Annotated in this window: 13 protein-coding genes; 2 read left to right on the plus strand and 11 right to left on the minus strand. The window is 60.6% G+C overall.

Annotated features, from left to right (window positions below; translation table 11 throughout):
* Nucleotides 1-4: 4 nt before the first annotated feature.
* From DLM45_RS16670 to DLM45_RS08055, 10 genes are all read right to left on the minus strand, one after another.
* On the minus strand, nucleotides 5-1,315 hold the full coding sequence (locus tag DLM45_RS16670; RefSeq protein ID WP_181336630.1) for an AAA family ATPase: 1,311 nt from the start codon (nucleotides 1,313-1,315) through the stop codon (nucleotides 5-7).
* A gap of 198 nt (nucleotides 1,316-1,513) precedes the next feature.
* Nucleotides 1,514-1,771, minus strand: a complete 258-nt coding sequence (locus DLM45_RS08015) for a PepSY domain-containing protein (RefSeq protein ID WP_181336631.1) — start codon at nucleotides 1,769-1,771, stop codon at nucleotides 1,514-1,516.
* Between the two features lie 110 nt (nucleotides 1,772-1,881).
* A complete protein-coding gene (gene typA / locus DLM45_RS08020) occupies nucleotides 1,882-3,717 on the minus strand; it encodes a translational GTPase TypA (RefSeq protein WP_181336632.1) in 1,836 nt (611 codons plus the stop codon).
* A gap of 123 nt (nucleotides 3,718-3,840) precedes the next feature.
* Nucleotides 3,841-4,608, minus strand: coding sequence for a hypothetical protein (locus DLM45_RS08025; RefSeq protein ID WP_181336633.1), 768 nt, complete (start codon nucleotides 4,606-4,608; stop codon nucleotides 3,841-3,843).
* 295 nt (nucleotides 4,609-4,903) lie between these two features.
* Nucleotides 4,904-5,329 carry a hypothetical protein gene (locus DLM45_RS08030; protein ID WP_246317229.1) on the minus strand — a complete coding sequence of 142 codons (426 nt, stop codon included), beginning with the start codon at nucleotides 5,327-5,329 and terminating at the stop codon, nucleotides 4,904-4,906.
* On the minus strand, nucleotides 5,329-5,535 hold the full coding sequence (locus DLM45_RS08035) for a TOBE domain-containing protein (protein ID WP_181336634.1): 207 nt from the start codon (nucleotides 5,533-5,535) through the stop codon (nucleotides 5,329-5,331). Before DLM45_RS08035 ends, DLM45_RS08030 begins: the two co-directional genes overlap by 1 nt.
* Before the next feature lie 81 nt (nucleotides 5,536-5,616).
* Nucleotides 5,617-6,483: an N-carbamoylputrescine amidase gene (gene aguB, locus DLM45_RS08040; protein WP_181336635.1), complete on the minus strand. Its 867-nt coding sequence runs from the start codon at nucleotides 6,481-6,483 to the stop codon at nucleotides 5,617-5,619.
* The gene (locus tag DLM45_RS08045) at nucleotides 6,483-7,499 is read right to left on the minus strand and encodes an agmatine deiminase family protein (RefSeq protein WP_246317230.1); all 1,017 of its coding nucleotides are present in this window, start codon (nucleotides 7,497-7,499) and stop codon (nucleotides 6,483-6,485) included. The genes aguB and DLM45_RS08045 overlap by 1 nt, the downstream gene beginning before the upstream one ends.
* Before the next feature lie 138 nt (nucleotides 7,500-7,637).
* Entirely contained in the window at nucleotides 7,638-9,299 is a 1,662-nt protein-coding gene (gene ybaL / locus DLM45_RS08050) for a YbaL family putative K(+) efflux transporter (protein ID WP_181336637.1), read from the minus strand.
* Nucleotides 9,300-9,411: 112 nt separating this feature from the next.
* The gene (locus DLM45_RS08055; protein WP_181336638.1) at nucleotides 9,412-10,638 is read right to left on the minus strand and encodes an argininosuccinate synthase; all 1,227 of its coding nucleotides are present in this window, start codon (nucleotides 10,636-10,638) and stop codon (nucleotides 9,412-9,414) included.
* A 142-nt stretch (nucleotides 10,639-10,780) separates the two neighbouring features.
* Between DLM45_RS08055 and DLM45_RS08060 the strand changes: the two genes are divergently transcribed.
* The gene (locus DLM45_RS08060; RefSeq protein WP_181336639.1) at nucleotides 10,781-11,386 is read left to right on the plus strand and encodes a 2-hydroxychromene-2-carboxylate isomerase; all 606 of its coding nucleotides are present in this window, start codon (nucleotides 10,781-10,783) and stop codon (nucleotides 11,384-11,386) included.
* Between the two features lie 176 nt (nucleotides 11,387-11,562).
* Complete coding sequence (locus DLM45_RS08065) at nucleotides 11,563-12,252, plus strand: hypothetical protein (RefSeq protein WP_181336640.1); 690 nt, start codon at nucleotides 11,563-11,565, stop codon at nucleotides 12,250-12,252.
* A 31-nt stretch (nucleotides 12,253-12,283) separates the two neighbouring features.
* Here DLM45_RS08065 and DLM45_RS08070 read toward each other — a convergent pair whose 3' ends face one another.
* On the minus strand, nucleotides 12,284-12,940 hold the full coding sequence (locus tag DLM45_RS08070) for a hypothetical protein (RefSeq protein ID WP_181336641.1): 657 nt from the start codon (nucleotides 12,938-12,940) through the stop codon (nucleotides 12,284-12,286).
* Between the last annotated feature and the right edge of the window lie 56 nt (nucleotides 12,941-12,996).

The raw sequence follows: 12,996 nt of genomic DNA on the forward strand, positions 1-12,996 counted from the left end.
CGACTCAATGTGCAGCTGCAAGTCTCGGAAATACATCACGATACCCAAGTGCCTCTGGATCGAACATGACGTCGCGGCGGGTTAGCGGACGGGCCAGAGCGAGGCCTTCGAGGGTCCGGCACCGCGACAAAGCTACATAAGTCTGGCCATGCGCGAAGGTTCCCCCGCCCAGATCAACATAGACCTTGTCGAGCGTCAGCCCCTGCGCCTTGTGAATCGTGAGAGCCCAAGCGAGGCGCAGCGGAAACTGCTTGAAGGTGCCGGCGACCGTCTCGACAATTTTTTCCGACGCTTGGTCGAAGGCGTAACGCCGATGTTCCCACGCGGCGGGTTCGACCTCATGCTCGCGGTCACCAATCTCAACGAACACCTGATTGTGTGTGAGGCGAGAAATGCGGGCAATCGTTCCGTTCACCCAACGCTTGTCGGGATCGTTCCGCAGCAACATCACTTTGGCGCCGGGCTTGAGTTCAAGTGCTGTTTCGGCCGGTTCGACGGTGGTTGAAAAGTCGCCGGTTACCGTCGCGTCGAAACGCTGGACGGGCCCTTCGAGGGCTGCGAGATAGCGGCTGTTGATGCGGCGCGCGGCGGCGTTGGTGGTGGTCAGGATGACATAAGGTTCGCCTTCCGAAAGCGTTCGGATCGGGCTGACGCGTTTGTTGATGAAAGCGAGATCTTCGTCGCTGACGTTGCCGTCACGGACGGCGTTAAGGACACGGATCAGGCTTGAATCCGTCTGGCGGAAGATCTGTTCGAGTTCCAGCAGTGCCGTGCCAGGTCCTTCCTGCAGAGCGGGCACGCGAAAGAAAAAGGGACTGCCATGGGTTTCGATCAGGTGCGTCAGGACTTCGGGTTCCTGCACGACAGGCGGCAGTTGATGCAGATCGGCAAATAGCAGCATTCGCACGCCGCCGAACGGTTCGCGCGCGCGTCCGCGATTTACTCTCAGTGCTTTGTCGATTGCCCACATCAGGTCGGAGCGGACCATCGATGCTTCGTCGATGACGAGGTATTCGAGTTTGCGCATCACGCGGCCGTTGCGGCTCCGGCGAATGTCGCTTTCCTGCACGAGACGCGGTGGAAATCCGAAAAACGAATGGATCGTCTGTCCGCCGATGTTGATCGCGGCGAGACCGGTCGGCGCCAGAACAACCATGCGTTCGGCATAGGCGTCGCGGAGCGCTTTCAGCAGGGTTGATTTGCCGGTGCCCGCGCGTCCCGTCACGAATAGATTGCCGCCGCCGCGCTCTTCAAGAAAAGCCGCCGCGCGCTCGAATGCGGGAGTGGGCGTCACGTCTTTTGGCCAAGCGATCACGCTACCATCCGGAAAATTGGGTCATGGAAGCGGAGCTGGCCTTGGGCGCTCGCCGGGCAATGGCCCAGCGGCCGATTCAGTTGGATTGTCAAAAGAGAAACAAAGCAGCCCGGAGAAGTCAAATCCAGAGAGTGGCTGGACGCGATACAAAACGGGCGGCCCGATTGGGACCGCCCGCGAAAATGACTGTCGGAGAGATTAGTCAGCCGAGAGGACGATCAACTTGAAGTCCTTGTCGAACTTCAGGTCGTAGTTGCGGCCGTCCTTGCACTTGGCGTCGTCAAGTTCATACACGCCGGTGCCTTCGGTTTCCTTTTCCCACTTGCCGCCTTCGCAGCCCCAGGCTGCAGCCGCTGCGGTTGCGCTTTTCGCTTCCTCATCGCTGAGTGGTGTGTCTGCGAACGCAGGGGCAGACAGAGCGAACAAAGCACAAGCTGCAATTGCAGAACGGTTCATGGAGGTCTCCTTCGGTAGGGTTCGAAGTTTAACACATGGAGCGGGAACAAGTTCCCGACGTGTTTCTATAAGTTCCCTAGCGAGACTCACTCATGAGGCACGGCGGCGCATTAAGCTGCGCCGCGTTCCGTTTCACGTTTGCGTTCTTGACGTTTGCGCTCATTGGGATCGAGCCAACGCTTCCGCAGGCGGATCGATTTCGGCGTGATCTCCACCAACTCTTCGTCGGTGATGTAGCTCATTGCCTTTTCAAGCGTGAGGCGCATCGGCGGTGTCAGCAACACAGCATCGTCTTTGCCGGAAGCGCGGACGTTCGTGAGCTTCTTGCCTTTGAGAACGTTGACCTCGAGATCATTCTCGCGCGAGTGCTCGCCGACGATCATACCTTCGTAGACGCGATCTTGCGGGCTGACCATGAAGGGGCCGCGGTCCTGCAAATTGAAGATCGCGTAAGCAACTGCTTCGCCTGTTCCGTTCGAAATAAGCACGCCTGTGCGGCGTCCGGCGATGTCGCCTTTGAACGGTTTGTAGGCGTGAAAGAGCTTGTTCATGATGCCAGTGCCGCGCGTGTCCGACAGCAGCTCTGCCTGATAGCCAAGCAGGCCGCGCGTCGGAACATGAAGCACCATGCGCGTGCGTCCGCCGCCTGACGGGCGCATTTCCAGCAAGTCGCCTTTGCGCTCGGAGAGCTTCGATACGACGACGCCGGTATATCCGTCGTCGACGTCGACGATGACTTCTTCGATGGGTTCGAGGCGCTGCCCGGATTCGGGATCGATTTCAAACACGACCTTGGGTCGCGAGACCGTCAGCTCGAAGCCTTCGCGGCGCATGTTCTCAAGCAGAATTGCAAGCTGAAGCTCGCCGCGGCCGGAGACGGTGAAGCTGTCCTTGTCTTCATTTTCAACAACGCGGATGGCGATGTTGCGCTCAGCTTCCTTCAGCAAGCGGTCGCGGATCACGCGGCTCTGAACCTTGTCGCCTTCCTGACCGGCAAAGGGGCCGTCGTTGATGCGGAAGTTCATCGACAGCGTCGGCGGATCGACGGGCTGCGCGGGAAGCGGCTCTTCGACAGAAGGATCGCACAACGTATCGGCGACGTTCGCCAAGCTCATTCCGGCCAGTGCGATGATGTCTCCAGCGCCAGCGGATTCGACCGGACTTCTTTCCAAGCCGCGAAACGCAAGCACTTTTTGCACGCGGAACTGCTCAAGCACGTTGCCGTCGCGATCGAGGGCTTTGAGAGATTGGTTCGGCTTGACGGTTCCCGATGTGACGCGGCCGGTCAGAATTCGACCGAGGAACGGGTCGGCGTCGAGGGTCGTCGCAAGCATGCGGAACGGACCGTCGTCGACTGCCGGCGGCGGCACGTGATCGAGGATGAGATCGAACATCGGCGCGAGGTTTTCTTGCGGACCCGAAGGATCGCGCGCCATCCAGCCGTTGCGGCCGGATCCGTAGAGAATGGGAAAGTCGAGCTGCTCGTCGGTGGCGTCGAGATTGGCGAACAGGTCGAAGACTTCATTGAGCACGTCGAGGTGGCGCTCGTCGGGGCGGTCGATCTTGTTGATGGCGACGATCGGGCGGAGACCGCGCTTCAGCGCTTTGGAGACGACGAATTTCGTCTGCGGAAGCGGGCCTTCCGAAGCGTCGACCAGAACGATGACGCCGTCGACCATGTTGAGGATGCGTTCGACCTCGCCGCCGAAGTCGGCGTGGCCCGGCGTATCAACGATGTTGATGTGCGTGCCTTTCCACTCGACGCTCGTGCACTTGGCGAGAATGGTAATGCCGCGCTCGCGCTCGATGTCGTTGGAGTCCATGGCCCGTTCCGCGACCTTCTGATTCTCGCGGAAGGAGCCGGACTGTTTCAGAAGTTCGTCGACGAGTGTCGTTTTGCCATGGTCGACGTGTGCAATGATCGCGATGTTGCGAAGGGCTGCCATCTTTATCCCGAATTCAGAAGCGCCAGCTGCTGCGGCGCAATAAGGGTTGGCAACTAGCACAGCCAATGGGTGCGCGGCTAGGCGCGCGTGCGAGACGCGCCCTGCGGCGTATCTGTCGCAGGGTCAGCTCCGGGGGCGCTCATCCTGCTCGTTGGCCCGAAGTCCGTTCAAAAAGGTGTCCAAGTCCGGTCTGGACGTCGGATCGCGCTCCAAGCGGCGGCGCTGGTTTTCTTCCATCACGCGAGCGGACACGTCCGCCCCAGCGGTCTTCAGGCGCCGTGCTCCCGAAATCAGCAGAGGGTGGTTTGGCTCTTCGAGGTCCAGTTCTTCGAGGAACGTTTCGCGCAGGGCATAGAACGCCTGGAGGATCGCGTCGCGGACGAGGGTCTTTTGCTCGATCGTCACTTCGCCCGCCGTGCGGCGCGGATCGAGCGTTTCAAGCGCCCGGCGCATGTCGTGCAGCGGGGCATAGGGGTAGAGGCCGATCAGGCCGCCGGTTTCGCCCGCGTTGCGGTAGACGATGCGCATCGTGTCGATGGTTTCGCTGACCTTGTAGAAGGCCGCGAGATAGTCATCGGTCGCGAGATAAGGCTTCTCGCAGGTGCTGAGCAGCAGCGATTTGGTGCGGACGATGTTGCGCCATTCCTCTTCGAGGCTTTCGACGAACTTCGAGCGCTTCTGGAAAATGTTGGAAATGTAGGCGACGCCGCCGGTGGCAATCAGCAACGACATATCGCGCATGAAGTCGTAGATTTTGTTGGCTGCGGAAATGACGAACGGCGGCAGGCCGGGGACGTCTTCGGCGAACTTCGACGCGAGCAAAAGTATCAATACGATCGCCAGCAGCCAGTAAAGGCGCGTCAGCGTGCGGTTTACGGAAACGCGGGTCATGGGTTCGCCGTTGGGGATGCCATCGAGATTGGCCGTGATGGCGCACCTTAGCCCTCTCGCGAGGGGAGCGGGGGCGTCGGGTCAAGTTTGACGGACGTTTCAAGGCCGCGTTATGGCCGCAGAGCAACCCTCCGCGGCCTGAAGGCCTGAACTCCGGCCCGATCCGGGATCAAATTCGATCCTCCGCTACTCGGCGCGGCGGATCGTGAACTTGATCGCGTCTTCGCCGAAGCCACTCAATTCGACCGCGAAGGGGCCGGGCGCAATCTCAAAGCGGACACTCTTTCGCAGGCCCTCACAATCGGTTTTGCCTGAGTGAAGACGACGACTTAAGCGCTTTGCCGTTCTGGACGACGTTGATCCAGCCCTTCTTCGGCAGCGAGATTTGATACGTGGCTGCGTCTGACAGGCCTGCAAAATGCACGACACCGCCCAAGGCGTCCGCTGGCGCGTCCTTGGCTTTGTCGGAATCCGCCGCTGTTAAGCCCGCCTTTGCAATTGGCACGAGGCTCAGCGCGATGGCTTTGCCCGGCAAGGTGGCAAGCGTGGCACCGGACGCGGCGGGCTCGGCGTCGGACGCCTTCAACCATTCGATTTCCGTTGTAACGGGCCAGGCAAATGACGCGCAGCCGCCCGGCTCGGCAGCAAACGTGCCGACGCTGAGCGGAAGGGCGAACAAACCTGCGCAGATGATCCGCGCGCAAACGGTATTGTGTTTCATCAGTCGATCGCAACCATAACGTCCGACGACTTGATGATAGCAGAGGCGGTCTGGCCCTTCTTCAAGCCGAGGTCATCAACCGATTCATTGGTGATCGACGCGGTTACGATTGCGCCGCCAACATCAATGCGGACGTGAGCCGTCGTCGTTCCTTTGACGACGTCGACGATTGTGCCTTTGAGGACGTTTCGTGCGCTGATCTTCATGGGGGACTCCAGGTCTCATCAGTTGTGAACGGCAGGCTAGCAAAGAATTCGCGAATTGGCTCCTGAGTTTTCCATCAGATCCTAGATGATGCTTTTTGCGTAGAGGTCTGTGCGGCGATCGCGGAAGAAACCCCAGTCGGCGCGGTAGTTCGCAATCTCATCGAGATTGAAGGTGTGCGCGAGAGTGCCTTCGTCGGTCGCGCCGAGCGACTCAACAACTTCGCCTGTGTGATCGACGATGAACGAGTGGCCGTAGAATTTCTGACGCGCGCCGTCGTTGTCTTCCTCGCCGAGGCGGTTGGCTGCAACGACCGGAATTGCGTTTGAAACAGCGTGGCCCTGCATGGCGCGCTGCCATTGCAGATGGGTATCGAGTGTCGAGTCGTAAGGCTCCGATCCGATCGCGGTTGGATAGAACAGAATTTCCGCGCCTTCGAGCACCATTGCGCGTGCGCATTCCGGGTACCACTGGTCCCAGCAGATGCCGACGCCGATCCGTCCATGCTTCGTCGTCCAGGCTTTGAAGCCGGTATCGCCAGGACGGAAGTAATATTTCTCCTGGTAGCCCGGGCCATCAGGAATATGGCTTTTGCGATAGATGCCAAGGATCGTGCCGTCAGCGTCGGCAATTGCGATGCTGTTGTAATAACGCGGGCCGTCCTTCTCGAAGAACGAGATCGGAATGACGACGCCGAGTTCTTTGGCGAGATCCTTGAATCTCAGGACGCAGGGATGCTCGGCGGCCGCGTGAGCCGTTGCGAACCATTTCGGATCCTGGCGCGTGCAGAAGTAGATGCCCTGGAACAGTTCCGACGGCAGAATGACTTGCGCGCCCTTCTTCGCAGCGTCGCGAACGAGGCGCTCGGTCTTGGCGATGTTGGCTTCGAGATCATGTCCGTAGGAGGTTTGAATCGCTCCGACGGTGATCTCACGAGTCCGCTTCGACATCAGGCCGGCTCCTGCTGGGTGATGCAATGAAAAGATCCGCCGCCCGCTGTGCCGCATCCAAGAAGGCCGCGCGAAGATACTCCGACGACGGCGCGGGTGGTGAAGACGGTTTGCAGTGCTTGAAGCGCTGCGGCTTCCGTTTCGGTGCCATAGATTGGAACGACGACGACGCCATTGGCGATGACGAAATTCATATGCGAGGCCGGTGAGATGTCGCCCAAAGCATTGCGGTAAAGTCCGACGCCCGGAATGCGCACGACTTCGAGCTTGCGGCCGGTTGCATCGGTTTCGCGTTCAAGTGTTGCAGCGATCGCGTCGAGCGTCGCAGCGTTGGGGTCATCGGGACCGGCGGGCGCCTGGCAGACAACGCGACCCGGAGCGACGAAGCGGGCGATGTTATCGATGTGACCATCGGTGTGGTCGTTCTGAAGTCCTTCGTCGATCCAGATGATCTTTTTCGCACCAAAGGCTTCGGTGAGGGCCGCTTCCGCGTCCGCGTTGGACCATCCGTTGCGATTGGGATTCAGCAGCGTCTGTCGCGTCGTTAGAATGGTGCCCTGGCCGTCATGATCGACCGCGCCGCCTTCGAGCACGAACGGAAAGCGGCGGACGTTCGTTTTCGCTAAGCGAGCGATGTCGTCGCCCACGGTCGCGTCGTCCGGCAAATCGTATTTGCCACCCCAGCTATTGGTCGCAAAACGGAGGGCGACGGGCGCTGCGCCGTCGTGCGCGAAAATCGGACCCGTATCGCGTAGCCAGATGTCGCCGTACTTGGCCGGGATGACTTCGGCGATGTCGGTTGAGAACGCGGCGTGTGCAGTCGCCTCGGCCTCAGGGCCGTTGGCGAGGATGCGAACTTTATTGCCTGCCACGCTGAGCGCGCGTACGAGGGCCGCCACGTCACGCCGCGGCGTTTCGAGGTCGCCGTTCCATTCGTCGGCGTTCGCGGGCCATGCCGTCCAGATTGCTTTCTGCGGCGCCCATTCGGCGGGGGTCGTGACGGCGGCGCTGGACAATGCAGTCTCCATGACTTCAGCGGGTCTTCGGCTTTTGGTGGGCGTAGCACGGCGCAACGCGCGCCGCCTGGTGCCGCGTGACCGCATGTCGTGGACCGCGCGCGAGGTGTCAAGCCCAACGGCTCAAGGCATTTATTATCAGGTTACCATGACGACCATTGCGTCAGCGATTTCCTGCGGTCCCTGGACCACATGAGTTGCGCCACAGGCCGTCAGATGGTCGACCTCGTCGTCGGAGCGGCCGCGGGCGATGATCGGCAGCGTCGGATTGGCGGCTCGCGCCTGAGCCACGATCTGGCCGCCTTCGAAGCCGTCGGGCACTGCCACCAGCAGCCACCTTGCCTGCTCGATGTTGGAATACTGCAGCAGTTCGACGCCGTTTCCAGCCACGGCTTCGACGTTGCGCTCGTTGAGCTTGGCAACGGCGCCGTCGTTTTCGTCGATGACGTAAAGCGCTATGCCGCGACTTTCGAGTGCGTCGCCGATGCGATGACCAACCCGGTCGTAACCAACCAAAACCGCATGCCCGGTCAGCGTCGACTTATCGATTTTGACGACCGGATCGTCCGGCTCGGGCGCCGCGAGTTCGGGCGGCGCGTGCTTGGCCCTGTAGGCTTGATAGCGATCGAGTGCATGGAACAGGAACGGGTTCAACATGATCGACACGAGCGCACCGGCGAGAATCAACTCGCGGCCGAGATCCGGCAAGACACCGAGCGCGGTGCCAAGGCCTGCGAGGATAAATGAGAACTCGCCGATCTGCGCCAGACTGACGGAGATCGTCAGCGCCGTCATCGTGCTGTAGCCGAAAATGCGCACAATGGCGAAGGCCGCTATCGATTTGCCGAACAGGATGATCCCTAGCGTCGCGAGCACGATGAGAGGTTCGCGCACCAGGATCGCGGGGTCGAACAGCATGCCGACGGATATGAAGAAGAGCACGGCAAACGCGTCGCGCAGAGGCAGCGTCTCGGTGGCGGCCTGCTGACTGAGCGTCGATTCACTCAGGATCATGCCGGCGAAGAACGCACCAAGCGCAAACGACACGCCGAACAGGTGAGCCGACACGAACGCCGTTCCGAGCGCGATGGCCAACACGGCGAGGCGGAACAACTCGCGGGATCCCGTGTGCGCGGCGTAGTGGAGGATCCAGGGGATGACGCGACGGCCGATAAACAGCATCGCGATAAAGAACGTCACGATCTGAGCCATCGTGAATGCGAACGTCATCAGGACGTCGCTCTGGGGCATCTTTCCGGCAGATTTTCCAGCGCCGAGCAGGCCGACGATCGCGGGCAGAAGGACCAGCGTCAGAACCATGACGAGGTCTTCGACGATCAGCCAGCCGACGGCAATGCGACCGCGGTCGGTGTTGAGCAGGCGCCGGGCCTGCATCGCGCGCAGCAGAACGACTGTGCTGGCGCAAGAGAGCGAGAGGCCAAGCACGAAGCCAGCGCCCGGGTCCCAGCCGATGAAGTACGAAAGTAGGACGCCAAGAATGGTGGCGACGCAGATTTGAACGATGGCGCCGGGGATCGCGATTTTGCGGACCGACCAAAGCTCCTGCAGCGAAAAATGCAGGCCGACGCCAAACATCAGAAGGATGATGCCGACTTCGGCCAACTCTGACGCGATGGCCTGGTCGGCAACGAAGCCGGGGGTTCTTGGCCCCAGGACGACGCCTGCGAGCAGGTATCCGACCAGTGGAGATGCACGAAGCCGCTGAGCGATAGCCCCGAAAATGAACGCGAGGCTCAATCCGGCGACAATTGTAGCGACTAGCGGTGTTTCGTGCACCATTAGGGTTTGTGCGTCTCCAATAGGAAGACGCACACTCTTCATTACGCGCGTAACGATTGCAACCGGTTACGCAATTATTCTCGCGCGACTAATTTGTGACGCATAGAGACGATCAACGATCGCGTTTTCCCAGCGTCCTCAGGCGGAGCGCATTGAGCTTGATGAAGCCCTGGGCGTCCTTCTGGTCGTAGGCGCCCTTGTCGTCCTCGAACGTGACGAGCGTTGGCGCATAAAGGGATTTCGGACTTTCGCGGCCGGTGACGATGACGTTGCCCTTGTAGAGTTCGAGGGTAACTTCGCCTTCGACATGCTCCTGGCTCTTGTCGATGAGGGCTTGAAGCATCTCGCGCTCGGGGGCGAACCAGAAGCCATTGTAAATCAGCTCGGCGTAGCGCGGCATGATCTCGTCCTTGAGATGGGCCGCGCCACGGTCGAGCGTGACGGACTCGATGGCGCGGTGCGCCGTCAAAAGGATCGTGCCGCCGGGGGTTTCATACACGCCGCGAGATTTCATGCCGACGAAGCGGTTTTCGACGAGGTCGAGGCGGCCGATGCCGTTGTCGCGGCCGAGGTCATTCAGGGCCTTCAACAAAGTCGCGGGCGAGAGCTTCTTGCCGTCGATAGAGACGGCATCGCCCTTCGAGAAGCCGATGCGGATCGTCGTCACCTTGTCGGGAGCGTCCATCGGCGAGATGGTGCGCTGATAGACGATCTCGGGCGCTTTCTTGGCCGGGTCTTCCAGCACTTTGCCCTCGGAGGAGGAGTGCAGCAGGTTGGCGTCAACCGAGAACGGCGCTTCGCCTTCCTTGTCCTTGGCAACGGGAATCTGATTGCGGCGTGCGAAGTCCAGCAGGTCATCGCGACCCTTGAACGTCCATTCGCGCCAGGGGGCAATAATCTTGATGCCCGGCTCCAGCGCATAGTAGCCGAGTTCGAAACGAACCTGGTCGTTGCCCTTGCCGGTCGCGCCGTGACAGACGGCATCGGCGCCAACCTTGCGGGCGATCTCAATCTGCTTTTTCGAGATCAGCGGCCGGGCGATCGAGGTGCCGAGAAGGTAGACGCCCTCGTAGACGGCGTTGGCGCGGAACATCGGGAACACGTAGTCACGAACGAATTCCTCGCGCAGGTCTTCGATGAAGATGTTCTCTTCCTTGATGCCGAGCATCAGGGCCTTTTCCCGGGCGGGGGCAAGTTCTTCGCCCTGACCAAGATCGGCCGTGAAGGTTACGACTTCGGCGCCGTAGGTTTCCTGCAGCCATTTCAGAATAATCGACGTATCGAGGCCGCCCGAATAGGCGAGAACGACTTTCTTTACGGATTTGGAGGCGGCGCTCATAGGTGATCTGACTTTCGCGAATGGCTTAAGGGAAACGCGCGGCACTATAGGGAGAGAGCCGCGCCTCGCAAGAGTCTCGAAAGCGGCAACGCGACACGGCTCAGCCGTTAAGACAGATGCATGACAGGATTATGAGGGTCAAATGCAGCCCACGGTTCAGTTCTGGTATGAATTTGCTTCGACTTATAGCTATCTCGCCGCGATGCGGATCGAGGCGGTGGCGAAACGCAGTGGCGTTCGCGTTGTCTGGCGGCCATTTCTGCTCGGGCCGATATTCAAATCGCAGGGGTGGACGACGTCGCCTTTCAATATCTACCCGCTCAAGGGCCGCTACATGGTTCGGGATATCGAACGCGTTGCGGCCGCGCGTGGGCTCGAGTTTCAAATGCCGCCGGTCTTTCCCGCGAATGGGTTAAAAGCGGCGCGGCTTGCAATCGCGGCTTCGCATTGGGATGGCACGGCGGACTTTTCGCGCGCCGTCTATGGGGCTGCGTTCGGGCGTGGCTTGGATATTGGCAACGATGATGTGTTGCGGGGTTGCCTTGCCGCTGCGCAGCTTCCGGTGGAAAGCGTTTGGGCCGAGAGCCTCGGAGACGATGTGAAGGGGGCGCTGCGGTCAAACACCGAAGACGCTCAGGCTCGGGGTATTTTCGGGGCGCCGAGTTTCACGACGGACGACAACGAGCTCTTTTGGGGCGATGACCGTTTGGACCAAGCCATTGCCTGGGCCGCGCGCGCCGCCGCCTAATTGGCCGGGCAAACGTCGTGCCCGACTGACTATATTCATTTTCCGCCCGGTATTTAGCGGATCGTATTGCACCGCACATATTGCGAAAGGCAAAAAGGCGCGGAAAAGCTCGATTTTTCGTGTCTCTGCTCAATTTGAGGTGATAAACGGACGGGAATAATTCTGCGGGGTGAATCGTGTCGAGAAATATCGGATTTCTTTCAGCGTTCCTTCTGGCAGGCGCTGTCGCGGTGTTTCCGGCGATGGCCGAGGAAATCACCGTAACTGTTCCGATGGATACGCCTGCTGAAGCTCCTGCCGAGGCGGCAGAGACGCACGAAGTCGAATACGCGGAACCGGCGGCGCCAGCTTCTGTTGCGGAAGATACGTCCGGCGCATCGGCGGCACCCGACGTCGAAGAGGCTCCCGCTGCTGCTCCGGCCGCAGAGGCCGAGGCTCCGGCTCCGGTGGTCGAGGCACCTGCGCCTGCCGCCGAACCTCAGCATGCTGTAGAAGAAGCACCAGCGCCCGCCGAAAAGAGCGTGGCGCCTAAGGCGGCGATTGCTCCGGCGAAGCCCAAGAAGACGGCAAAGTCCTGCAAGGATCTCGACGCAGACGCATGCGGGAAAAACAAGCTTTGCATCTGGGTGGTCGATGCGACCGCCGTGAAAACGACCGGCACAACCGCCGCGAATGACGACACGAAGGCGAGCTGTCGCTCACTGGCTCTCATGAAGAAAGAAGCGAAAAAGCACGCGAAAGCTGCGAAAGACGAAGTGCTGCCGTGGGCAGCTGCACCGGCCGCGCCATCGGGCTCGGGCAATAAGGCTGCGGCTGTGCATGGCACCACCGGCGCTTCAGAGGCGGCACCGGCCGCCGCTCAGTGATGCCGTTGCGGGCGCAGCGGTCGATATGTCCCTAGTGAACGGACACAGACCAGCCCATCGGTGACATCAACTGTCGGATGGTGGACGAAGGATCGTTCTTGCCCGTCAGCATCAATCGCCATTGCGCGCACGCCGCATCCGCAGCGTCCATGGCCGATGTGCTGGCTCGGGCGGTCGGCGCGGCGACGGCATAGGGCACGCCATACGACAGCATGAACGCCATCATCGGCGCTTGGTAGAAGCTGCGCGGCGTGTTGTTCCAGATCGCCATTGCGACGGACGATTGCCATTCCATCATTGCTGCGGTGAGACCGGTCGGGTCGTTGGCGCAGAATGCTTGCGCTGCGGGCTGTGGTGTAACCCAATTGGGTGTGAACGATGGGAGCGCGGGTTTTGCCGGCTGACCGGCCCACGCCTCGAACCACGATTTCCAGGCCGCGCAGCCGTCGGCTGCTGCCTGCCAGGCTCCGGCCGGGTCCATCGGGATCGCGACATGCACCGGCTCCGGCCGACGCGGTTGGGGTATATCCCATGCGCTCGCGACCGGCCCAGTGCCGAAGGCTGAGTTAAACTGATTGTGGAGACTGCTCTGCCACGCGAGGTTCGCCGCGACAGAGGCTTGCGATAGTTCGAAAAAGGCTTCCGTTGCCTTTTCCATGAACCGGAAGTGGAGCGCGAAATCGAACACAGCGATGCCCCCGAAAAATTACCCATAGCAGATCTGTTGCATCGCAGCAACGATAA

Source organism: Hyphomicrobium methylovorum (assembly GCF_013626205.1).
In the GTDB taxonomy this organism is placed as follows: Bacteria; Pseudomonadota; Alphaproteobacteria; order Rhizobiales; family Hyphomicrobiaceae; genus Hyphomicrobium_B; species Hyphomicrobium_B methylovorum.

Coding starts and splice junctions, on each gene's coding strand:
- DLM45_RS08015 (WP_181336631.1), bottom strand. CDS start 1,771: ATGAACCGTTCTGCAATTGCAGCTTGTGCTTTGTTCGCTCTGTCTGCC.
- typA (WP_181336632.1), bottom strand. CDS start 3,717: ATGGCAGCCCTTCGCAACATCGCGATCATTGCACACGTCGACCATGGC.
- DLM45_RS08025 (WP_181336633.1), bottom strand. CDS start 4,608: ATGACCCGCGTTTCCGTAAACCGCACGCTGACGCGCCTTTACTGGCTG.
- DLM45_RS08030 (WP_246317229.1), bottom strand. CDS start 5,329: ATGAAACACAATACCGTTTGCGCGCGGATCATCTGCGCAGGTTTGTTC.
- DLM45_RS08035 (WP_181336634.1), bottom strand. CDS start 5,535: ATGAAGATCAGCGCACGAAACGTCCTCAAAGGCACAATCGTCGACGTC.
- aguB (WP_181336635.1), bottom strand. CDS start 6,483: ATGTCGAAGCGGACTCGTGAGATCACCGTCGGAGCGATTCAAACCTCC.
- ybaL (WP_181336637.1), bottom strand. CDS start 9,299: ATGGTGCACGAAACACCGCTAGTCGCTACAATTGTCGCCGGATTGAGC.
- DLM45_RS08055 (WP_181336638.1), bottom strand. CDS start 10,638: ATGAGCGCCGCCTCCAAATCCGTAAAGAAAGTCGTTCTCGCCTATTCG.
- DLM45_RS08060 (WP_181336639.1), top strand. CDS start 10,781: ATGCAGCCCACGGTTCAGTTCTGGTATGAATTTGCTTCGACTTATAGC.